This window comes from Methylobacterium sp. WL119 (genome assembly GCF_008039875.1).
Taxonomy (GTDB): Bacteria; Pseudomonadota; Alphaproteobacteria; order Rhizobiales; family Beijerinckiaceae; genus Methylobacterium.
Map to the genome: position 1 here is coordinate 183,157 of NZ_VRUU01000001.1, position 20,778 is coordinate 203,934.

The window sequence follows — 20,778 nt, forward strand, 5'->3', positions numbered from 1 at the left end:
GCGATCCGACCTCCTAAGTCAGATACGCCTTCAGGTTCTGGCGGATGCGGTCGAGCGGGACCTCGGCCGGGTCCGGCAGGGTGAACGTGGCGCCGGTGATCGTCTCGTAGGCGTTGATGTAGACGGCCGCCGTCTCCAGCACGATCTCGGCCGGGATTTCCGGGATCGGGTCGTTGTAGGGGTCGCAGCGCGCCACCACCCAGTTGCGGACGAAATCCTTGTCGAAGCTCTCCGGGGCCGCGCCGGCGGCGAAGCGCTCGGGATAGGTCTTCGCGAACCAGTAGCGGCTGCTGTCGGGAGTGTGGATCTCGTCGGCGAGCACGATGCGGCCGTCGGCGTCGGTGCCGAACTCGTACTTGGTGTCGGCGAGGATCAGCCCGCGCCGCGCCGCGAGGTCCTGGCCACGGGCGAACAGCGCGAGCGCCGTCTCCGACACGGTCCGCCACTGCGCCGGCGTGAGCAGGCCCTGGTCGAGGATCGCGTCGGCGGTCAGCGGCGCGTCGTGGGCGCCGTCGGCGGCCTTGGTGGTCGGGGTGATGATCGCCTGCGGCAGCCGCTCGTTCGGGCGCATCCCGTCCGGCAGGGTATGGCCGTACATCGTGCGCGCGCCGGCCTTGTACTGCGTCAGGATCGAGGTCGCGGTGCTGCCGGCGAGGTAGCCCCGCACCACGATCTCCACCGGCAGGATGTCGAGGCGTTGCCCGACGAGCACGTTCGGGTCGGGATAGGCGAGGACGTGGTTCGGGCAGAGGTCGGCGGTCGCCTCGAACCAGTAGCGGGCGGTCTGCGTCAGCACCTGGCCCTTGAAGGGGATCGCGGCGAGCGCCCGATCGAAGGCGCTGATCCGGTCGCTGCTGATCAGGATGCGGCGCCCGTCCGGCAGGTCGTAGTTGTCGCGCACCTTGCCGCGATAATGGTTCGGCCATTCCGGCAGCGTCGCGTCCTCGAGGACTTGGTGGGCGTGCGGGGCGAGGGATACCGTGTCCAAACCGGGTTGCTCCATCAGGCTGCGCGGATGACCGGACGCGGTGTGAACCAGCGCACGCGGCGTGACCAGCCCCCGCGTCCGATGCGGGGCGCGAGCCTTGCAGGACGGCGCCGCTCATGAAACCGCTCCGACCTGCGCGCGGTCCGCAGGCCCGGCTCGATCCGACGAACGTGAAGCGAGGGATTCTCGACGTGTCCCACACCCATCGACCGCCGCGCATCTTCGAGACCGTCGAGGGAGGGCGCCTCGCCGAGACCCGGACCGACCCCGCCTGGCGCCTGTGGGGGCCGTATCTCAGCGATCGGCAATGGGGCACGGTGCGGGAGGATTACAGCGCCGACGGAGAGGCCTGGGACTACCTGCCCCACGACCATGCCCGCTCGCGCGCCTATCGCTGGGGCGAGGACGGCATCGGCGGCTTCGCCGACAAGGACCTGAACTGGTGCCTGTCGCTCGCCCTATGGAACGGCTGCGACCCGATCCTCAAGGAACGCCTGTTCGGCCTGACCAATGCCGAGGGCAATCACGGCGAAGACGTCAAGGAGCTGTACTACTACCTCGACGGCGTCCCGACCCACGCTTACATGCGGATGCTGTACAAGTACCCGCACGACGCGTTTCCGTATTCTCGCCTGACCGAGGAGAACGCGCGCTGCGGCCTTGACGACCGCGAGTTCGAGCTGATCGATACCGGCCTGTTCGACGCGGGCCGCTACTGCGACGTCACCATCGAGTACGCCAAGGCGGGGCCCGACGACGTGCTGATGCGGGTGACCGCAATCAACCGCGGCCCGGATGAAGCGACGCTGGCGCTGCTGCCGCAGCTGTTCTCGCGCAACACGTGGTCGTGGGCGAACGGCCCGCGCCCCGACCTGCGGCTCGCCGCCGACGGCACCGTGCTCGCCGTCCACCATGCCATGCCGGCGATGCGGCTCCATGCCGACGGGGCACCGGAATGGCTGTTCTGCGAGAACGAGACCAACGCCCACCGCCTGTTCGGCGCGCCGCAATCCGGATACCCGAAGGACGGGATCGGCCGTCGCGTGGTCGACGGGGAGATGGACGCGGTCAATCCTGACCGGTCCGGCACCAAATGCGCCGGCGTGCACCGGCTGACCATCGCGCCGGGCGGCGAGCAAAGCGTGCGCCTGCGCTTCCGCATCGCGGAGGCGTCCGGCGACGCCTTCGCCGACTTCGACGCGGTGTTTTCCGCCCGCATCGCCGAGGCCGACGCATTCTACGCCGCGTTGCAGGCCGACATCGCGGATGCCGACCGCCGGGCGGTCCAGCGCCAGGCCCTGGCCGGGATGCTGTGGTCGAAGCAGCTCTACCATTACGACGTGCGCGAGTGGCTCGACGGCGACCCGGCCCAGCCGGCCCCGCCCGAGGCGCGCAAGGCCGGCCGCAACGCCGATTGGCGCCACGTGCGGGCGCACGACATCATCTCGATGCCGGATGCCTGGGAATACCCGTGGTTCGCCTCCTGGGACCTCGCGCTCCAGAGCCTCGTCTTCGCGACGATCGACCCCGATTTCGCCAAGGGGCAGATCCTGCTGCTGCTCGACGACGCCTACGGCCACCCCAATGCCGAGGTGCCGGCCTACGAGTGGAACTTCTCCGATGCCAATCCGCCGCTGCACGCCTTCGCCGCGTGGCGGGTGTTCTCCCTCGACCAGGCGCTGACCGGGCGGCCGGACCACGACTTCCTTCTCCGGGTGTTCAACAAGCTGACGATGAACTTCACCTGGTGGGTGAACCGCAAGGACGCATCCGGGCGCAACCTGTTCCAGGGTGGCTTCCTCGGGCTCGACAACATCGGCCTGTTCGACCGCTCGAAGCCGATCGCGGGCGGGGCGCTGACGCAGTCGGACGCGACCGCCTGGATGGCGATGAACGCGCTCGAGCTGATGCGGATCGCGGTGGAGCTTGCGCTGCGCGATCCCGCCTACGAGGACATGGCGGAAAAGTTCTTCGAGCATTTCCTGCTGATCGCCGATGCCGCCGCGCGCAGGGGCGGCCTCTGGGATGAAACCGACCAGTTCTTCTACGACGTGATCGAGACGCCGGGCGGCGAGCGCATCCCGATCCGCGCCCGCACCCTCGTCGGGTTGATCCCGATCTGCGCGGTCGCCGTACTGCGCGAGACCGACCTCGTGAAGCTGCCCGGGCTGCAGAAGCGGCTGCGCTTCTTCCTGGAGAACCGGCCCGACCTCGCATCCCTGGTCTCGCGCTGGCAGGAGCCGGGCGAAGGCGGCACGGCCCTGCTGTCGCTGCTGCGCGGCCATCGCCTCAAGGCGCTGCTGCGGCGGATGCTCGACGAGGGCGAGTTCCTGTCGCCGCACGGCATCCGCGGGGTGTCTAAGGTCTACGAGCGCACGCCGTTCCACTTCGCCTGGGACGGGGCCGACCTGACCCTGCCCTACGAGCCGGCCGAGTCGCGGACGCGGCTGTTCGGCGGGAACTCGAACTGGCGCGGGCCGATCTGGCTGCCGATCAACTACCTGCTGATCGACAGCCTGCGCCGGTTCCACCGCTATTACGGGCCCGACTTCCGGGTTGAGGCCCCGACCGGCTCAGGGACCTTCCTGTCGCTTCAGGAGATCGCCGACGAGCTGGCGAACCGCATGATCGCGCTCTCGACCCGCGGGCCGGACGGGACGCGCCCGTTCCAGGCGACGAGCAGGCTGGAGCAGGAGGACCCGCATTTCCGCGACCACGTGCTCTGCTACGAGTACTACCACGGCGATACGGGCCGGGGCCTCGGCGCCTCGCATCAAACCGGCTGGTCGGGCCTGGTCGCGCTGCTGATCCAGCAATGCGCGCTCGGTCCGATCCACGCGCTGTCGCCCTCGGGCGCCTTGTGACTACTGGGTGAGCCGCAGCGTGCCGATGCTGGCCGCGATCTGGTTGAAGGCCGAGATGAGGCTGTTCGAATCGTTGGCGACGAACGATTGGGACGCCGTCGTCGCGCAGTTGCTCAGGAGGTTCAGGCCGGCACTGTCGATCGGGTCCGAGGGCACGCTGAAGCCGATCGTGTAGATCGAGATGCCGGCGCTCTTGGCGTTGCTGCAGGCCAGGGCCGTCAGCGCGTCGAGGGCGGCGCGTGCGTTGCTCGCGTTCGTGACGTTCTGGTTGCCGGGCGGGAGCCGCGGATTCGGCGTCGAACCGTCGACGTTCTGGAAGTAGCCGGCGGCGAAATACATCGACTGATTGAACGGCGAGTAGCCGTTCGTCGCCCAGCTGTTGGCGCCGTCGGTCATCAGGATGATGATCTTGTTGACCGTGCTCGACGCGTAGGGCGCACCGTCGGCGAAGACGCTGCTCGGCGACAGCGTCCGCCAGCCCCACATCAGGCCCTCGTGGATGTTGGTCGATCCGAGCGGCGCCATCGCGTTGATCAGCGACTTCAGCGTCGCCGTGCTGCTGGTCAGCCGTTGGAGCGGGCGGGTGGTGCAGCCGAAATTCGGGCCGTTCGGGATGCCGGTATAGCTGTTCGACGCGGTCGGCGATGCGTCGCGGGCGTTGACGTACTTGCAGGCGCGGCCCTCGGCGGCGGCGAAGGTGGTGCTCGACTGCGACTGGCTCGCACAGCTGTTGGCGTTGGTGTAGTCGTCGATGTAGCTGTTGAAGCTGAACGCGGAATTGTTGTTGTAGCCGGCAAAGGTCGTGCTGCCATCGCCCGGCTCGTCGGGCGCGAACATCGGCACGTAGTACGAGCTTGGGTTCGAGCTCGTCGGCGCGCCGTCCTGGACGTTGAGCGGATAGGGCAGCGTTTCCAGGCACCCGGCCCAGCCCCAGCCCGAGTAGGCGCTCTGCAGCGCCGTGAAGAGGCCGAAGCGGTTGGTGAAGCCGGCGGAGGCCGGTGCGATCACGTTGGTCCAGTGATAGGCCGACTTGCCGTTCTGGTCGATCCAGGTGGCATAGCGGTAGGCGGCCGGATCGACCGCGACCGCGGCGGCGAACGGCACGATCGAGATCTTGGTGCCGGTGGCGAAGGCGGCGTTGGTGTACACGTAGTCGACGAAGTTCGTCGCCGCCGTCTGCACCGCCTGGAGCTTGCTCTGGCCGCCGCTCGATTCCGCCATCGAGCCGGTGTTGTCGAGCACCAGGGCGATCTCGAAGGTCTTGGGCACCGGGGTGGCGCAGCGCGCCGACCCGCCCGGGCGCGGGGCCGTCACGCCCGTGATGCGGCTGTAGAAGACCGGCGAGACCATGTGCGTGGTCAGGGTGATCTGGCGCGGGTTCGCCGTCACCGCCAGCGGGTCGACCGTGAGGCCGGTCGCGCCCATGTAGCCCGTCATCATCGCGACGGCCTGGGCCTGGAGAGCCGGGTTCGTCGTCGCCATCGGCGTCTGGCACAGAGCGAGGGCGGTGGCGTCGGTCGCGGCCTGGAGCTTGGTCTCCATATAGGTGGCGAAGCCGTAATCGATCGCGGCGCCGGTGAAGCCGAGGAGCGGCAGCGCGAGCAGCCCGAACAGCAGGACGACGTTGCCGTCGCGCTGCCGCGCGAAGCGGCCGAGATGTCGGCGCATCGAGATCCTTCGAGGTGTCGAGCGGGCCGGGGTCACGGGCATGCTGCACCTCCCGGCATCCAGACTTCGGTGTAGGTGGATTTGGCGGGCTGCCCGCCGCGCGCCGGCCAGGGCATGCTGGATTTGAGCGTGATCGTGCTCGTGGCGCCGTTGACGAGCTTGACTAGCGCCGAGCCGAGCATCGGCGTGTAGGGCATGCTCACCTCGGTGAGGACGTAGCGGACCCCGTTGGTGCGGAATCCGGTCGGCACGGTGAGGTCGAAGGCGGCGCCCGTGGCGCGGGGCGACGCGTTGGCGTTGGCGGTGCTGGAACAGACCCGCGGGATCAGGTTGAGGTTCGTGAGGTCGACCGCCATCGCGCTCACCACGATCTTCACGCCGCTGGCGTCGAACGGCTTCAGCACCAGGGTCGAGGTGGCGAGGATGTCGCGCATCAGCGACGCGTCGATCGGGTTCTGGGCGTCGCCCTGCGCAGTCAGGTCGGACACCGTCCGGGCGAGCTGCGTGACCTTCCGCCAGTTGTCGACCGCGTGGGCGTACTCCGAAAGGCCCACGAAGATCGCGAGCAGCACGGGCAGGATCAACGCGAACTCGATCGCGGAGACGCCGCCGGACGCGCGTGCGAACCGAGCGAAGGCCCGCTCGGACGCGCCTGAGCTATGAAGAGGGGAACACCGCACCATCCCGGCCCTCAGCATCCGGTCGAGGCGGTGGTCTGGTACGGCTCGGTGCGGAACACGGCCGTGAACTGCAGCAGATGCGTCCCATCGGCGAAGCTCATCTGGGCGAGGTCGAGCAGGCTGAAGAACACCGGCACCTTGACGGCAGCGGTGACGACGACGATCGATCCCGGCTTCGCGCAGGCGTAGCTCGTCCCAAAGCCGTTGTTCCAGGTCCTCGTGGTGGCGTTCATCGGCGTCGCGCTCGACCCGGCCGCGAACGAGCTCGCCAGCGACACGTCGATCTTCACGCTCGAGCAGTCGAACAACGTGAAGGCCCGGTTGGCGCCGGTTCCGCACATTGCGTCGTTGAGCTTCTGCAGCAGGACCGCCGCGCTGGTCGTCCCACTGTTGGCGATCTGGAACTGGCCGGTGAACAGGCCGCGCACCGCGTTCTGGACGGTACGGTCGAAGTTCTGGCCGGCCCAGATCACGAACGCGATCTGGATGATCGCGCCGACCAGCGCCAGGAAGGGCAACGACACGAGCGCGAACTCGACCGCGGCGGCCCCCTCGGCGGCGGCGGCGAACGTGCGGATCGGTGACGGACGAAATGCGCGAACGAGGCGGCGAGGCATGACACCTGAGGCGGATGAGATACGTTATTCAGACGCTATCCACCCGAAGATCTAAACCAAAGTTGAATCGCCCTACCAACCCTAGATGACATCCTGCGGCGTCACCGCGACATGAGCACAACCCTCGGTCGCACGGAACGCCCCCTCATCTAGGACAATAAGGCGATCGTCCGGGATAAAGACTTGCGGAGAGCCGCGCATCATGTCGGCCGGGAAAAAATGACTTTCCGCCGTTCGCGATCTGCTCGAACCGTGAGCGACGATGCTTTGGAACCCGGAACGAAAAAGGCCCCGGATGCGTGATCCGGGGCCTTCACAATATCAGGAGCAAGGTGCCGACGGCGCCCGGCGGGCGGGTGCTGCCTAGAACGGGATGTCGTCGTCGAGGTCGTAGTTGCCGCGCGAACCGCCGCCACCGCCCGCGGGCGCCGGGGGCTGACGCCGTTCGCTGCCGCCCTGGGAACGGCCACCGCCATACTCGCCGCCGCCGCCGCCGCCGCGGCTGACCTGGCCGCTGCCCTCGTCGTCGGCCGCCATCTCGCCACCGCCGCCGCGCCCGTCGAGAATCGTCATCTCGCCGCGGAAGCGCTGGAGCACCACCTCGGTGGTGTACTTCTCGACGCCGGAATTGTCGGTCCACTTCCGGGTCTGGAGCTGGCCCTCGATGTAGACCTTCGAGCCCTTGCGCAGGTACTGCTCGGCCACGCGGGCGAGGTTCTCGTTGTAGATCACGACCGAGTGCCACTCGGTCTTCTCCTTGCGCTCGCCCGACGCCTTGTCCTTCCACGACTCGGAGGTCGCGAGGCGCAGGTTGACCACCGGATCGCCGGAGCCAAGGCGGCGCGTCTCGGGATCGCGCCCGAGATTGCCCACCAGAATGACCTTGTTGACGCTGCCCGCCATCGCTCTCTCCTTCGCCGTCGGATCTCACAGGGCTCGGTCCGGCCGAACCCGCGGGTGCTCTTCATGAGCCTCGGGACGAGCCCGGGCAACCGGCGCAGCGGCGCTTGTCCCCATCACCCACACGCGGCGCCGGCCTCCTGTGTTCTATCTTTGTTCCTATTACGCGGCAAGCCGGTGCCGCATCGCGCGGCGCCGGCTGCGAAGTCCCGCTCAGGCGACGTGGACGATGAGCTTGCCGAAGTTGCGGCCCTTCAGCAGGCCGATGAAGGCCTCGGGCGCGTTCTCCAGGCCCTCGACCACGTCCTCGCGGTACTTCACCGATCCATCCGCGATCCAGCCGCCGACCTCCCGCTCGAAGGCGTCGATCTGGCTCGCGAAATCCCAGACGATGAAGCCCTGGATCCGCAGGCGCTTGGTCAGCACCGCGCGCATCAGCAGCGGCGACCGGTCGGGGCCGGGCGGCAGCTCGGTGGCGTTGTAGCCGGCGATCAGGCCGCAGACCGGCATGCGCGCGAAGTCGTTCAGCAGCGGCAGCACCGCCTCGAAGACCGCGCCGCCGACGTTCTCGAAGTAGACGTCGATGCCCTTCGGGCAGGCGGCGGCCAGCGCGCCGGGCAGGTCGTCGGAGCGATGGTCGACCGCGGCGTCGAAGCCGAGCTCGCGCGTGAGGTAGGCGCACTTCTCGGGGCCGCCCGCGATGCCGACGGCGCGCGCACCCTTGAGCTTGACGATCTGCCCGACGAGCGACCCCACCGGCCCGGCGGCGGCGGCCACCACCACGGTCTCGCCGGGCTTCGGCTCGCCGATGTTGAGGAGCCCGGTATAGGCGGTCATGCCGGGCATGCCGAGGACGCCGAGCGCCGTCGTCGGCGGTGCGACCGCGGGATCGACCTTTCGCAGGCCGTTGCCGTCGGACACCGAGAACTCCTGCCATCCGCCGAAGGCCTGAACCAGGGTGCCGACGGGGAAGTCCGGGTGCTCGGAGCGCATCACCTCGCTCACCGTCCCGCCGGTCATCGGCTCGCCGATGCCGACCGGCTGCGCGTAGGATTTCGCCGCGCTCATCCGGCCGCGCATGTAGGGGTCGAGCGAGAGCCAGCGTGTGCGCAGCAGGATTTCGCCGGCGCGCGGCGTCGGGACGACGGCCTCCTCGAGGCGGAAGTTCTGCAAGGTCGGCTCGCCGTGCGGACGCGCGGCGAGGACGATGCGGCGGTTCTTGGCGGCCATGCCGGGTCTCCGTGAGGGTCGAGGATCGATCGGCTTATCATGTCGCAGCGGCGAGGCCCGATGTCACCGTCGCGCGCGTTCCGCGTTGCCCGATCGAACCGATCCCCAAACACGAGAGCAACCGCATGCGCGTCGGATCCGGCCTCACCCTCGCCATCGCGTCGATCGCCCTCACCGGCCAGGCCGCCGCGGCGCAGGACCCGCTGGCGCGCTATCGCCAGGCGTCGCGCGTGCTCGTCCTGTCCGCCCCGGATGCCGACGATCGCCGGCTCGCCGAGCAGCGCGCCGCCGTCGAGGCGGCGCGTGCCGGGTTCGGCGAGCGGGATCTCGTGGTGGTCGAGGCGGTGGGCGAAGGGGAAAGCGCCGCGGCGATCCGGCGGCAGCTGCGTCTTCCGGCCGACGCGTTCCACGCGGTGCTCGTCGGCAAGGACGGCGGCGTCAAGATCACGGCGTCGGACCCGATCCCGGTACTGCGGCTGTTCTCGACGATCGACGCGATGCCGATGCGCCGGGACGAGATGCGCCGCCAGCGCTGAGCCGAAACAAAAAAGGGCCGCCCGCGGGCAGCCCTCTTTCTCGTTTTCGTCGTCGATCCGCTCAGTAGCAGCGCTCGACCAGCACGCGGCGATAGCCGTACGGCGTCCAGCGGACCCGGGGAACGGTCACGCACTCGCCACCGTAACCGTAACCATAGCCGCCGTAGGCGGCCGGGGCGTAGCCATAGCCGTATCCGTAACCCGGGTAGCCGTAGCCGCCGTATCCCCCGTAGAGGCCGCCGGCGGCGAGGCCGAGGCCGACACCGAGACCCAGGCCGCCGAGGCCGTACCCGTAGCCGCGGCCGTAACCGTAGCCCCGATATCCGCCGAAGCCGCCGCGATAGCCGCCGAAACCGCCCCGGAAGCCGGCGCCACGGAACCCGCCGAAGCCACCGCCACGAAACCCTCCGAAGCCGCCGCCGTGAAACCCACCGCCATGGAAGCCACCGCCGAAGCCGCGCGCCTCGGCCGACGCCGGCAGGTAAGCGAGCGCTCCGACCATCAACGTCGAAGCAAGAAGAAGACGCTTCATCAAACCATCTCCAGAAGAGTCGTGACCGTAACCCCCATCGTCCGAGAAACGCGCAGGCGCCGATTTCGGTTCAGGCTGCGACATTCGAAACCGCCTCCTCGCTGCGGCCATCGCGGCTGCTTGAAAAGCGTCGCATTCTAAGGTGAGGAGACGCGCCGCAGGCGTGCGAATGGCTCGGCTGCTTCGAGGCCTCACGATGATGTTACGTCCGACCCTGGCGGCGGCTCTCGCCTTCCTGGCCGTCTCGAGCGGCGGCGCGCGCGCGGAAACGGCCGTCCCCGAGGCCTGCCGGCCCGTCCAGGCGCAGGGCGACAGCTTCACCGTGTGCACCGTCGATCTCCGCCGCCAGCGCGTGCGGCTGTTCTGGCTCGGTGCCGACGGGCAGCCCTATTCGTCGCTCTCGGCGCTCGCCGAGAAGCAGGGCCCGCGCCTGAGCTTCGCGATGAACGCCGGCATGTACGACAAGGGCCAGGCCCCGGTCGGCCTCTACGTCGAGGACGGCCGCGAGATGAAGGGCGTCTCGACCGCCAACGGGCCGGGCAACTTCCACCTCAAGCCGAACGGCGTGTTCTACGTGAAGGGCGAGCGCGCCGGCGTGCTCGACACCGGGCACTACCTCAAGGCACGCCTGAGGCCCGACTTCGCGACGCAGTCCGGCCCGATGCTGGTGATCGACGGGCAGATCCACCCCAAGATCTCCGCCGACGGGCCGAGCCAGAAGATCCGCAACGGCGTCGGCGTCCGCGACGACGGGCGGGTGGCGGTGTTCGCGATCTCGGAGCATCCTGTCACCTTCGGCGCCTTCGCGCGCCTGTTCCGGGACGACCTCGGCTGCCGCAACGCGCTGTTCCTCGACGGCAGCGTGTCGAGCCTCTACGCGCCGGCGCTCAAGCGCAGCGACATCAGCCGCCCGCTCGGGCCGATGGTCGGGGCGGTCGCACGATAGGGACGGCCCGCCTCAGCGGCGCGTCGCATCCATGCGCAGGCCGTGCTCGGGCCGCAAGGTCACCCGGTGCAGCGGCGTCATCGGCGGATGGTCGGCTGGCATCCGGAACCGCACGGCGCGGACGATGTGGGCCAGCACGATCACCGCCTCCTGCAGCGAGAAGCTCTGACCGATGCAGACGCGCGGGCCCGCCCCGAACGGCAGGTAGGCGAAGCGCGGGATCGCGTCGCGGTTCGTACCGAGGAACCGCTCCGGCACGAAGGCGTCCGGATCGTCCCATAGGGTGCGGTGCCGGTGCAGCACGTAGGGCGCGACCAGCACCATCGACCCGCGCGGCACCTTGATGCGGCCGAGGCGATCGTCGCGGATCGCCTGGCGGCTGAGGAACGGCACCGGCGGAAACAGGCGCATCGCCTCCTCCATCACCGCCTTGGCGAAGGGCAGCGCCTCGATCGCGACGTCGCCGTCGCCCGCCGCGTTGACCTCGGCCTCGAGGCGCTCGCGGGCGGCGTCGTCCTTCGCCAAGCAGTACAGCGCCCAGGTCAGGGCATTCGCCGTGGTCTCGTGCCCGGCGGCGATGAAGGTGACGATGTTGGCCTGAACCTCGAGGTCGGTGAGGCCCTTGCCGGTCTCGGGGTCCTGCGCCGCCAGCAACAGCGTCATCAGGTCCTGCGGCGCGTCGCCGGCCGCCAACAGCGCCTTGCGGCGGGCGATCAGCTCCTCGACCACCTCGGCGAAGTAGCGCCCCGCCGGCCGCGCCCGCAGGCGTCCGAGCCGGGGCACGAAATCGGGCACGCCGAACACGTCGAGCGGGTCGATCGGCCCGACAGCCTCGAGGAAGCGGGTGATCGCCCGCCCGAGCGCATCGGGATCGCCGGGCAGGCCCTGGGTGAAGATCGTCCGCTCCAGCACGTCCAGCGTCACGCGGGTCATCTCCAGCGCGACGTCGACCTGCGTGCCGTCGCGCCGGACCAGGCGGCGGGCGAGCTTGGCGCCGGACGCGTTCATCGCATCGGAAAAACCCCGCACGGTGCGCGCCGAGAAGATCGGCGCCAGCGTCCGCCGCTGCAGCTTCCAGGCGTCGCCCTCGGCGCTGAGCAGGCCGTTGCCGAGCCCGGGCGCCAGGACGCGGCGCTGGAGGTCGTCCTTGCGGTAGTTGCCGACGTTCTCGACGAGGAGGTAGCGAATCAGTGCCGGGTCGCTGACCACGGTGATGCGGCCCATGGCGCCGTCGCCGGCCACCACGGGGGCGGTGAAGTGATCCTCCATCCAGGTGGTGATCGGGTTCTTGCGCGCCGCCTTGAGGAACTCGAACAGGCCCATCGCCGTGCGGCGCGGCGCCGGCACCGGCGGCCGGAAGCGGGACGCCACCGGCGCATCCGTGTCGATCGCGATCGTCGCCGTCATTCGGGCGCCATCCTTGCTTGGCGCGACGGGGAACAGGCCGCCGCGTTTGTCGGGACACGGCCGGAAAAGCGCCTTCGCGATTTGCCGCCGCCTGTCGTAGGTAGGCACCGCACCGCACCGAACGTAGAGGCCACGATGTCGCCGCAGCCCGAGACCGCCACCCGCACGGAATCCGACACTTTCGGGCCGATCGAGGTTCCGGCGAACCGGTATTGGGGGGCGCAGACCCAGCGCTCGATCCAGAACTTCAAGATCGGCACCGAGCACATGCCGGCGCCGCTCGTCCACGCGCTGGGCCTCGTCAAGCAGTCGGCCGCCCTGGTGAACCAGGATCTCGGCGGCCTCGACCCGAAGGTGGCCGAGGCGATCGCGGCGTCGGCGGCCGAGGTGGTCGAGGGCCGCCACGACGACGAGTTCCCGCTGGTGGTGTGGCAGACCGGATCGGGCACCCAGTCCAACATGAACGCCAACGAGGTGATCGCCAGCCTCGCCAACGAGCGGCTCGGGGGCAAGCGCGGCGGCAAGTCGCCGGTCCACCCCAACGACCATTGCAACCGCGGCCAGTCCTCGAACGACGTCTTCCCGACGGCGATGCACATCGCGGTCTCGCGCGAGATCACCGAGCGCCTGATGCCGGCGCTGACGCACCTGCACACCGCGCTCGACGCGAAGGCGAAGGCCTTCGAATCGATCGTCAAGATCGGCCGCACCCACCTGCAGGACGCGACCCCGGTCTCGCTCGGCCAGGAATTCTCGGGCTACGCCGCGCAGGTCGCGCTCGGCGGCTCGCGCATCGCGGCGACGCTGCCCGGCGTGCTGGCGCTGGCGCAGGGCGGCACCGCCGTCGGCACCGGGCTGAACGCGCATCCGGAATTCGCCGAGCGCTTCGCCGCCAAGGTCGCGGAGCTGACCGGCCTGCCCTTCACCTCGGCCGCCAACAAGTTCGAGGCGCTGGCGACCCACGACGCGCTGGTGTTCACGCAGGGCGCGCTCTCGGCGCTCGCCGCCGGCCTGTTCAAGATCGCGCAGGACATCCGCCTGCTGGCATCCGGCCCGCGCTCCGGGTTGGGCGAGCTGTCGCTGCCGGAGAACGAGCCGGGCTCCTCGATCATGCCGGGCAAAATCAACCCGACCCAGTGCGAGGCGCTGACGATGGTCTGCGCGCAGGTGATCGGCAACGGCACCACGGTGAGCTTCGCCGGCAGCCAGGGCAACTTCGAGCTCAACGTGTTCAAGCCGGTGATCGCCAACGCGGTGCTGCAGTCGATCCGCCTGCTCGCCGACGCGGCGGTGAGCTTCACCGACAACTGCGTCGTCGGGATCAAGGCCAACGAGGACAAGATCGCCGACCTGATGAGCCGCTCGCTGATGCTGGTGACCGCGCTCGCGCCCTCGATCGGCTACGACAAGGCCGCCGAGATCGCCAAGACGGCGCACAAGAACGGCACCACCCTGAAGCAAGAGGCCCTGCGCCTCGGCTACGTGACGGAGGCCGAGTTCGAGCGCGTGGTGCGGCCCGAGACCATGCTGGCCCCGAGCGCCGAGTAGGCCGAAGCCGAGACCCGGGAGATCGACGCGATGGCCGAGATCATCAACCTGCGCCAAGCCCGCAAGGCACGCCTGCGGGTCGAGAAGGACGAGAAGGCGGCCGACAACCGCATCGCCTTCGGCCGCCCGAAGAAGGCCCGGACCCTGCAGGAGCGCAAGACGGCGATCGAGGTCGCCCGCCACGAGGGCCACAAGCTGGTCGGGCCGGATCCGGAGACCTGAGCGAGGGTGCGCCGCCGCGCGACGTCCGTTTCCCTGGAGGGAGCCACGGCGTTCACCGATCTCGTCCGATCCAAGTAAATTGCTTCTGATACCGCTTCACTCTGTCATCCCGCGGCTGCGCAGCAGAGGCCGGGATCCAGAGCCGCCGACGGCGCCATCCGAGGCACGACCTGCGGTTCTGGATCCCGGGCTCGCCTTCGGCGCCCCGGGATGACGGGGAAGGTTGGGAAGGGAGGGAAGAGCCCACGATGAGCATCACCAAGCGCTCGGTGATGATCGCCGGCCACCGCACCAGCGTGTCGCTGGAGGATCCGTTCTGGACCGCTCTGGGCGAGATCGCCGCAGCACGCGGCCAATCGGTGCAGGCGCTGATCGGGGCGATCGATGCCGGCCGCGACGGCCAGAACCTGTCCTCGGCGATCCGGGTCTTCGTGCTGGCGGCGTTTCGCGAGCGGGCGCCCTGACCGGTCGTCAGCGCCGGATGTCGCGAAGGCTGAGCGAGGCGGCCGGCACCGCGCCGGAGGCGGTCGACCTCGTCGTGCTCACCATGCGCTCGCGGCCTACGGGCATACGCCCGGCCACCTCGCCTTCCACGTCGAGAGCGAAGGGCGGCGGATGCTGATCTGGGGCGATTGCGCCCACCACGAGGTCGCCTCGCTCGCCGAGCCCGGCTGGCACGCCCTGTTCGACATGGACAAGGCCGCGGGCGCCGCGACGCGCCGGCGGATCTACGACATGGCAGCCACCGACGACCTCGTCGTCGCCGGCTACCACACCTCGTTCCCCTCGCTCGGCTACGTCGGGCGCAGCGGCACCGGCTATCGCTGGATCCCGGTCACCCATCAGCTCGAACGCTGAGGTTCGTCACTCCGCCGCCTGCAGCGCCGGCTCGGCCGATCGCCCGATCGCGGCCGGCCGTGGCCCGCCGGTCGCCCAATCCAGCAACTCCACCGTGTGGACGATCGGGATCGCGGTGCCCTTCCCGATCTGGGTGGCGCAGCCGATGTTGCCGGTGGCGATCACGTCGGGGCGCATGCGCTCGATGTTGGCGACCTTGCGCGCCCTGAGCTTGCCTGCCAGCTCCGGCTGCAGGATGTTGTAGGTGCCGGCCGAGCCGCAGCAGATGTGCCCCTCGGGCACGTCCTTCACGGTGAAGCCCGCCTGCTTCAGCAAGGCCTTCGGCTCGGTGCGGATACCCTGGCCGTGCTGCATCGAGCAGGCGGAATGGTAGGCGACGACGAGGTCGCTCTCGATCACCGGCGCGATGCCGAGCGTCGCGACGAACTCGGTCACATCCTTGGCCAGCGCCGAGACCCGCGCCGCCTTGTCGGCATAGGCCGGGTCGTCGCGGAACATGAATCCGTAATCCTTGATCGTCGTGCCGCAGCCGGACGCCGTGACGAGGATCGCGTCGAGCCCCGCGCCGTCGGCCTCCCCGATCCAGGCGTCGATGGTGCGCTTGGCCTGGGTGTGCGAATCGTCCGTCCTGCCCATGTGGTGGGTGAGCGCGCCGCAGCAGCCCTCCCCGTCCGCATGCACCACCTCGACGCCGTGCCGGGTCAGCAGGCGGATCGCCGCCGCGTTGAAATCGGGGCGGAGCACGCTCTGGGCGCAGCCGCGCAGCAGCGCGACGCGCTTCCTCTCGGCCCGGGCGCCGACGGCCGGGAAGGTCGCGGGCCGGTTCGTCGGCTCGCGGCCCGGCAGCGCGGCGGGCGCGAGGTCGAGCATCGCGGCGAGGCGGTTGCCGACCCGCGGCAGGCGCGCGACCAGCGGCTTGAACGGCGCGCCGAGCTTGGCCGCCCACAGGGCCAGCCGGAACCGGCCGGGATGGGGCAGAACGAAGGCCAGGATAGCCCGGAGCGCGCGGTCGTCGAGCCGCCGGGAGAACGTCTCCTCGATATGGCTGCGGGCGTGGTCGACGAGGTGCATGTAGTGCACGCCCGATGGGCAGGTCGTCATGCAGGACAGGCACGACAGGCAGCGGTCGACGTGCTTGACCACCTCGGCGCTCGCCGCCTTGCCGCCCTCGAGCATGTCCTTGATCAGGTAGATCCGCCCGCGCGGGGAATCCAGCTCGTCGCCGAGCAGCAGGTAGGTCGGGCAGGTCGCCGTGCAGAACCCGCAATGCACGCAGGTGCGCAGGATCTTCTCGGAGGTCGCCATCGCCGGGTCGGCGAGCTGAGCGAGGGAGAAATTGGTTTGCATGGCGCGTTCTGGATGCGTCCTGTCTCAGGCCGATCGCGTCGGCCCCGTCGTTCGATCGTCTGTGCCACCGTTTCGCGCCGGGCACGATGCGGCGGACGGCCCGCGCGAGGTCGGGCCCCCGCGCGGAAGCGCTAAACCCCCGCGTACATCCGCCCGGGGTTGAAAATTCCCGCAGGATCGTGCGCCGCCTTGATCCCCTGCGTCACCCGCATCAGCGGCTCGGACAGCGGCTGGAACACCGGCACCGCGGCGCGCACCGCGTCGGGCGCGCGGATCAGCGTGGCGTGGCCGCGGTGCTCGGCGAGCGCGCCGCGGATCGCCGCGGCCCCGGCATCGCCCGCGCTCGGCACGGCGAGCCAGACCAGGCCGCCGCCCCAGTCGTAGAACCAGCGGGCCGGCATCGTGCGGCCGATCGCGGCGGCGAGCGCCGGCCCGCGCGTCGGCGCGGTCGAGAGGCGCCACACGGCGTCCGCCGAGCCGGCGAACGGCGTCGCGTCGCGGATCGCCGTCCACAGAGCGGCGCCGGGCTCGCCATCCAGGATTTCGGCGGCGCCGAAGCGCTTCAGGAGCTTGCGCAGCTCGCCGATGCGGTAGTCGAGGGAGTCGGAGAAGCCTTCGAGGCGCATCAGCGTGCGGGGGTCCTCGCCGTCGATCCCCGCGGGGAGGTGCGCCGCGCCGGTGAGCTCGAACGGCGAGCCCAGCGCGGCGGCGAGCGCGGCGACGGCGCGGGCGTCGTCGAGCCCCGAGAAGACCAGCGTCGCGACGCGTTCCTGCACCGGCAGCACCTTGAAGGTGACCTCGGTCAGCAGCCCGAGGGTGCCCCAGGAGCCGGCCATCAGCTTCACGAGGTCGAGGCCGGTGACGTTCTTCATCACCCGGCCGCCGGACTTGATCGCCTGCCCGCGGCCGTTGACGAAGCGCACGCCGATCAGGCTGTCGCGGGCGGCCCCGGCGTTGATGCGGCGCGGCCCGGAATTGTTGGCCGCCGCGACCGCGCCGAAGCTCGGCGCGCCGGCGCTGCCCATCAGGGCCCGGGCGTCCATCGGCTCGAACGGCAGCATCTGGCCGCGCGCGGCGAGCAGCGCCTGGACCTCCGAGAGCGGCGTGCCGGCGCGTGCCGCGATCACCATCTCGGCCGGCTCGTACAGGGTGATCCCGGAGAGCGCCCGCGCCGACAGGGTCGCCTCGTCCTGCGCCGGCCGGCCGATCCCGGCCATGGTGTCACCGCCCACGAGGCGCAGAGGCTCGGACCGGCCGGCGGCCGCACCGACGATCTCGGCCGCCTCGCCCTCGTCGCGGGGCTCGTAGAATGGCATCGTTTCCTGCCCGGTCGCGTGTTTTCGGCGGATGCCTTCTGCGCGGCATCCTTGTGGCCGCGATCATGCGGGATCGCGGCCACCTTGCAAAGTGGAACCGCTCTACTCTGCGGCCAGGGGATGGGCGGAACGGACGCGCCCGGCCACCTGGCTGCGCAGGCCGGCGATGTCGAAGATCCACACCACGGCCGCGTAGAGGCCGGCGCCGAGCGGCACGGCGAGACCGAGCGCGAGCGGCGGATCGAGATGGCGCAACGGCGCGAGCGCCAGGGCCATGGCGCCGCAGGCGGCGCTCGCAGACAGGATCTCGCTCCAGGGGAGCACGAGCCGGTCGCGTCCGGTCAGGGCCCGCACGGCCAGCCAGGCGAAGGCCGCGCCGAGCGCCAGCGTCTGGGCCAGCGCCACGCCGGCGCCGCCGAGCAGCGGCGGCAGGACGAGCAGGCCGAGCCCGTTGACGGCGAGCCCGGCCGCTGCGGCCGCGATCACCGGCAGGGTGCGGCGACGGATCTGGAACACCGGGTTGATCGCGAAGAACATCATCGCGAGGCAGAACAGGCCCGGGATCAGCAGCAGCGCGTAGAGGGCGAACGGCCCGCGATAGGCCTCCGGCACCACGAGCGCCTCGAGCGCCGGCAGCACCGCCCAGAACCCGACGGCGCAGGGCAGCAGCAGCGCGAAGACCGTGGCGGCGTTGGCGGCGACCTGACGTTCGGCCGCCGCACGTCCGTGCAGCTCCTCGACGCGGACCGCGAGCTGGAACAGCAGCAGGTCGAGCGCCGTGCCGAGCATGGTCAGGCTGCGTGCGGTCACGTCGGCGGCGAGGGCGAAGTAGCCGGCCTCGGCGAATCCCGCCTGCGCCGCGATGGTGCCGCGGTTGAGGAACGGCAGGAGCTGGTAGACGGCGTTGGCCGCGATCAGCGGCAGTCCGTAGCGCAGGAACAGCGTCCAGGTCTCGCGCCGGCGATGATGCTCCACCGTCGTCACCGGGTCGCGCAGCGGGTGGCGCAGGATCAGCACCGCGAGGAGCTGGCTCAGCCCGGCGGCGGCCAGCACCCAGGCCGGCTGGCGCAGATACCAGGCGGCCGCCGCCATCATCGCGAAGGCCAGCACGTTCTTCACCGCGACGAGGCCGAAGTAGAGCTTGCCGTCGAAGCGGGCGCGGGCGAGCGCGGCGTGGTAGTCGAACACGCCGATGCCGAGCGCCGCCAGCATCGCGCCGGACAGGATCGCGGCGTGGCCGTCGGGACCGTCGCCGAGACTGAGGCCCCCGGCGATGGCCGCGGCGGACAACAGCAGCGCCGCGAGGATGGCGTAGGCCCGGTCGAGGCCGTGGCGGATCCACGGCTCGTCGAGGCGCACGCGCACGGAATAGAACCGCGTCGCCGACAGGCGCAGCCATTCGAACAGCACGGTGGTGATCACCAGGGTGCCGGCGGTGGCCAGTGCGAACCGTCCGAAGTCGGCCGGCCCGAGCAGCTTGGCGATGAGCAGGCCGAGGACGAAGTTCAGCCCGGCATTCAGGACGAAAGCGGCGATCACGGCCATGGACGAGCCTTCGGGGACGAACGAGCCTTCGGGGACGAACCGGCACGGGCGAGCGCGGCCTGCGGCCTCGATCTAGCGCCGCGCCGGTAAGATTCCCTGAATCCGGCACGACGAGGGCGCGCCGGAACGGTTTGGCGCCGAAGGCCGTTTCCGCGTCCGGTCCAAACCTTCCCCGGAGTCCCCGTCAGATGCGCATCCTCGTTCCCGCCGCCGCAATCCTCGCCCTCGCGGGCGTTCAGGCCGCCACCGCCCAGACCACCGTGATCGAGCGCGGCGCGCCGGACACCGTCGTCGTCGACCGGCCGGCGACCGAGAGCAAGACGGTCGAGACCCGCGAGAGCAGCGACGGCTGCTCCACGAAGACGGTCACGTCGACCAACGACGAGGGCGACCGCAAGACGGTGCGCAAGGAGCGCTGCGACTGATCTTTCGGCCTCAGCCGCTCCGGCGCTGCCGGGGCGGCACCTGCGCCGTGCCCGGCGCGTCGTCGACGAGCGGGCGCTCGTAGCGCCACGCCTCCATCCCATCCTCGTAATAATCCTCGCGCACGTCGAAGCGGGTGTAGCCGCGCCGCTCGTACAAGCGCAGGCCGGCGCCGTTGTCGGCGCGGACCTCGAGGCGCAGGCGGGTGCAGCCGTGGCGGCGGGCCTCGTCCTCCACCGCCTGCATCAGCCGCCCGCCGAGGCCGAGACCCGAACGGGACGACGACACCGCGATCGACGAGAGCCGCGCGTTGCGGCTGTTGCGGCGGCGCTCGAGCGTCGCCGCGCCGATGAGGACGTTGGTCCCGTCCTCCTCCTCCAGCAAGGCGACCAGCACGCTCATCGAGGGCGAGCGGATCGCGTGGCGGATCGCACGCCGCTCGGCGCGGTCGGTCGAGAAGGTCGCGTTCTCCAGGGCGACCAGGGCATCGAGATCGTCGAGGCGCGCGAGGCGGATCTTCAGCTCGCCGTCGGCTTGCGGGCTCACGCGGTCCCCCGGGGCCGAATCGTCCGCCGTCTCACCCCGACCATGATGACCGCCGCTCACCGCCCGCCGCACGCGCAGCACGACGCCCGGCTGCCGCGGACCGGCAGGGCGTCGCCACCGTCGACCGGCGTCAGATGCCCCCTCTTCGCGCGCTTGGGAAGCCCGGCCACGGCCGAGCGCTGCGTTTTGGCAACAGCTGCCCGCTCTGCACAGGGAATCCCACCGCATGGCGGCGATTTCTCCTTGTGATGGCGCGGCGGCGTCCGTATATCCGCCCTGCCCAATTTCGCACGTGCCTGTGGCCGCGTGTCGGTTGGTGGGCATCCGGCCAACTGCCGGACAGCCGCCAGGGGTCTTAAAGGATCGATGGTCGACAGGGTGGATCCCCTCCGGCCGGCATCCAGGTGGCGACACCGGACCCCGACAACAACCGGCAGCCGGAGGCGAAACCGGCGAACCCCGCTCTCCACGGGGGACGCAGCTTAAAGCAACGACGAACGGGCTTTTTTGGTCTCGTCGGCCCTCCAAAGGCCGGCACCGAAGAGGCTTGTTTCTCCTTGCCCGGCGTGCGGATGGGAAAACCCCGTCCAATCCACGGCAGCCTC

The 20,778-nt window shown here is 70.2% G+C and carries 19 protein-coding genes and 1 pseudogene; 8 read left to right on the forward strand and 12 right to left on the reverse strand.

Annotated features, from left to right (window positions below; genetic code table 11):
- Nucleotides 1-13: 13 nt before the first annotated feature.
- Complete coding sequence (locus FV227_RS00850; protein ID WP_187274639.1) at nucleotides 14-988, reverse strand: phosphoribosylaminoimidazolesuccinocarboxamide synthase; 975 nt, start codon at nucleotides 986-988, stop codon at nucleotides 14-16.
- A gap of 191 nt (nucleotides 989-1,179) precedes the next feature.
- On the opposite strand from FV227_RS00850, the gene FV227_RS00855 reads away from it, so the two are divergent.
- Complete coding sequence (locus tag FV227_RS00855) at nucleotides 1,180-3,852, forward strand: glucosidase (protein ID WP_147858111.1); 2,673 nt, start codon at nucleotides 1,180-1,182, stop codon at nucleotides 3,850-3,852.
- On the opposite strand, the gene FV227_RS00860 is transcribed toward FV227_RS00855, so the two are convergent.
- The 5 genes from FV227_RS00860 to FV227_RS00880 form a co-directional block, all read right to left on the reverse strand.
- Nucleotides 3,853-5,520 carry a VWA domain-containing protein gene (locus FV227_RS00860; RefSeq protein WP_147727838.1) on the reverse strand — a complete coding sequence of 556 codons (1,668 nt, stop codon included), beginning with the start codon at nucleotides 5,518-5,520 and terminating at the stop codon, nucleotides 3,853-3,855.
- Between the two features lie 32 nt (nucleotides 5,521-5,552).
- Nucleotides 5,553-6,116, reverse strand: a complete 564-nt coding sequence (locus tag FV227_RS00865; RefSeq protein WP_281406262.1) for a TadE/TadG family type IV pilus assembly protein — start codon at nucleotides 6,114-6,116, stop codon at nucleotides 5,553-5,555.
- 95 nt (nucleotides 6,117-6,211) lie between these two features.
- Nucleotides 6,212-6,778 carry a TadE/TadG family type IV pilus assembly protein gene (locus FV227_RS00870; protein WP_281406263.1) on the reverse strand — a complete coding sequence of 189 codons (567 nt, stop codon included), beginning with the start codon at nucleotides 6,776-6,778 and terminating at the stop codon, nucleotides 6,212-6,214.
- 402 nt (nucleotides 6,779-7,180) lie between these two features.
- Entirely contained in the window at nucleotides 7,181-7,720 is a 540-nt protein-coding gene (gene ssb, locus FV227_RS00875; RefSeq protein ID WP_147727331.1) for a single-stranded DNA-binding protein, read from the reverse strand.
- Between the two features lie 210 nt (nucleotides 7,721-7,930).
- Complete coding sequence (locus tag FV227_RS00880) at nucleotides 7,931-8,947, reverse strand: NADP-dependent oxidoreductase (protein WP_147858114.1); 1,017 nt, start codon at nucleotides 8,945-8,947, stop codon at nucleotides 7,931-7,933.
- 125 nt (nucleotides 8,948-9,072) lie between these two features.
- On the opposite strand from FV227_RS00880, the gene FV227_RS00885 reads away from it, so the two are divergent.
- The gene (locus tag FV227_RS00885; protein WP_147727333.1) at nucleotides 9,073-9,483 is read left to right on the forward strand and encodes a DUF4174 domain-containing protein; all 411 of its coding nucleotides are present in this window, start codon (nucleotides 9,073-9,075) and stop codon (nucleotides 9,481-9,483) included.
- Nucleotides 9,484-9,544: 61 nt separating this feature from the next.
- On the opposite strand, the gene FV227_RS00890 is transcribed toward FV227_RS00885, so the two are convergent.
- Nucleotides 9,545-10,015 carry a hypothetical protein gene (locus FV227_RS00890; protein ID WP_147727334.1) on the reverse strand — a complete coding sequence of 157 codons (471 nt, stop codon included), beginning with the start codon at nucleotides 10,013-10,015 and terminating at the stop codon, nucleotides 9,545-9,547.
- 196 nt (nucleotides 10,016-10,211) lie between these two features.
- Here FV227_RS00890 and FV227_RS00895 point away from each other — a divergent pair, with 196 nt between their 5' ends.
- A complete protein-coding gene (locus FV227_RS00895; protein ID WP_147727335.1) occupies nucleotides 10,212-10,961 on the forward strand; it encodes a phosphodiester glycosidase family protein in 750 nt (249 codons plus the stop codon).
- 12 nt (nucleotides 10,962-10,973) lie between these two features.
- Here the strand turns inward: FV227_RS00895 and FV227_RS00900 are convergent, their stop codons facing one another.
- Nucleotides 10,974-12,368, reverse strand: coding sequence for a cytochrome P450 (locus FV227_RS00900; protein ID WP_147858115.1), 1,395 nt, complete (start codon nucleotides 12,366-12,368; stop codon nucleotides 10,974-10,976).
- Between the two features lie 135 nt (nucleotides 12,369-12,503).
- On the opposite strand from FV227_RS00900, the gene fumC reads away from it, so the two are divergent.
- The 4 genes and pseudogenes from fumC to FV227_RS00920 form a co-directional block, all read left to right on the forward strand.
- Nucleotides 12,504-13,916, forward strand: coding sequence for a class II fumarate hydratase (fumC, locus tag FV227_RS00905; RefSeq protein ID WP_147727337.1), 1,413 nt, complete (start codon nucleotides 12,504-12,506; stop codon nucleotides 13,914-13,916).
- A gap of 30 nt (nucleotides 13,917-13,946) precedes the next feature.
- Nucleotides 13,947-14,138, forward strand: coding sequence for a DUF4169 family protein (locus tag FV227_RS00910; RefSeq protein WP_147727338.1), 192 nt, complete (start codon nucleotides 13,947-13,949; stop codon nucleotides 14,136-14,138).
- 248 nt (nucleotides 14,139-14,386) lie between these two features.
- Nucleotides 14,387-14,602, forward strand: a complete 216-nt coding sequence (locus tag FV227_RS00915) for a ribbon-helix-helix domain-containing protein (protein ID WP_147727339.1) — start codon at nucleotides 14,387-14,389, stop codon at nucleotides 14,600-14,602.
- 85 nt (nucleotides 14,603-14,687) lie between these two features.
- A pseudogene (locus FV227_RS00920) lies at nucleotides 14,688-14,996 on the forward strand (MBL fold metallo-hydrolase); the annotation flags it as partial.
- A gap of 6 nt (nucleotides 14,997-15,002) precedes the next feature.
- On the opposite strand, the gene glcF reads toward FV227_RS00920, so the two are convergent.
- The 3 genes from glcF to FV227_RS00935 form a co-directional block, all read right to left on the reverse strand.
- Nucleotides 15,003-16,343 (reverse strand): glycolate oxidase subunit GlcF, encoded by a 1,341-nt coding sequence (gene glcF, locus FV227_RS00925; protein ID WP_147858116.1) that lies wholly within the window; start codon nucleotides 16,341-16,343, stop codon nucleotides 15,003-15,005.
- A 131-nt stretch (nucleotides 16,344-16,474) separates the two neighbouring features.
- Nucleotides 16,475-17,659, reverse strand: a complete 1,185-nt coding sequence (locus FV227_RS00930) for an FAD-binding protein (RefSeq protein ID WP_147858117.1) — start codon at nucleotides 17,657-17,659, stop codon at nucleotides 16,475-16,477.
- A 102-nt stretch (nucleotides 17,660-17,761) separates the two neighbouring features.
- Entirely contained in the window at nucleotides 17,762-19,204 is a 1,443-nt protein-coding gene (locus FV227_RS00935; RefSeq protein WP_147858118.1) for a polysaccharide biosynthesis C-terminal domain-containing protein, read from the reverse strand.
- A 188-nt stretch (nucleotides 19,205-19,392) separates the two neighbouring features.
- On the opposite strand from FV227_RS00935, the gene FV227_RS00940 reads away from it, so the two are divergent.
- Nucleotides 19,393-19,629, forward strand: a complete 237-nt coding sequence (locus FV227_RS00940; RefSeq protein ID WP_147728402.1) for a hypothetical protein — start codon at nucleotides 19,393-19,395, stop codon at nucleotides 19,627-19,629.
- A gap of 10 nt (nucleotides 19,630-19,639) precedes the next feature.
- On the opposite strand, the gene FV227_RS00945 is transcribed toward FV227_RS00940, so the two are convergent.
- Complete coding sequence (locus tag FV227_RS00945) at nucleotides 19,640-20,173, reverse strand: GNAT family N-acetyltransferase (protein ID WP_246686406.1); 534 nt, start codon at nucleotides 20,171-20,173, stop codon at nucleotides 19,640-19,642.
- Between the last annotated feature and the right edge of the window lie 605 nt (nucleotides 20,174-20,778).

Bases quoted from the DNA above. Each gene is read 5' to 3' on its own strand.
- FV227_RS00860 (WP_147727838.1), bottom strand. From the start codon at position 5,520: ATGCGCCGACATCTCGGCCGCTTCGCGCGGCAGCGCGACGGCAACGTC.
- ssb (WP_147727331.1), bottom strand. From the start codon at position 7,720: ATGGCGGGCAGCGTCAACAAGGTCATTCTGGTGGGCAATCTCGGGCGC.
- FV227_RS00880 (WP_147858114.1), bottom strand. From the start codon at position 8,947: ATGGCCGCCAAGAACCGCCGCATCGTCCTCGCCGCGCGTCCGCACGGC.
- FV227_RS00885 (WP_147727333.1), top strand. From the start codon at position 9,073: ATGCGCGTCGGATCCGGCCTCACCCTCGCCATCGCGTCGATCGCCCTC.
- FV227_RS00890 (WP_147727334.1), bottom strand. From the start codon at position 10,015: ATGAAGCGTCTTCTTCTTGCTTCGACGTTGATGGTCGGAGCGCTCGCT.
- FV227_RS00895 (WP_147727335.1), top strand. From the start codon at position 10,212: ATGATGTTACGTCCGACCCTGGCGGCGGCTCTCGCCTTCCTGGCCGTC.
- FV227_RS00900 (WP_147858115.1), bottom strand. From the start codon at position 12,368: ATGACGGCGACGATCGCGATCGACACGGATGCGCCGGTGGCGTCCCGC.
- fumC (WP_147727337.1), top strand. From the start codon at position 12,504: ATGTCGCCGCAGCCCGAGACCGCCACCCGCACGGAATCCGACACTTTC.
- FV227_RS00910 (WP_147727338.1), top strand. From the start codon at position 13,947: ATGGCCGAGATCATCAACCTGCGCCAAGCCCGCAAGGCACGCCTGCGG.
- FV227_RS00915 (WP_147727339.1), top strand. From the start codon at position 14,387: ATGAGCATCACCAAGCGCTCGGTGATGATCGCCGGCCACCGCACCAGC.
- glcF (WP_147858116.1), bottom strand. From the start codon at position 16,343: ATGCAAACCAATTTCTCCCTCGCTCAGCTCGCCGACCCGGCGATGGCG.
- FV227_RS00930 (WP_147858117.1), bottom strand. From the start codon at position 17,659: ATGCCATTCTACGAGCCCCGCGACGAGGGCGAGGCGGCCGAGATCGTC.
- FV227_RS00935 (WP_147858118.1), bottom strand. From the start codon at position 19,204: ATGGCCGTGATCGCCGCTTTCGTCCTGAATGCCGGGCTGAACTTCGTC.
- FV227_RS00940 (WP_147728402.1), top strand. From the start codon at position 19,393: ATGCGCATCCTCGTTCCCGCCGCCGCAATCCTCGCCCTCGCGGGCGTT.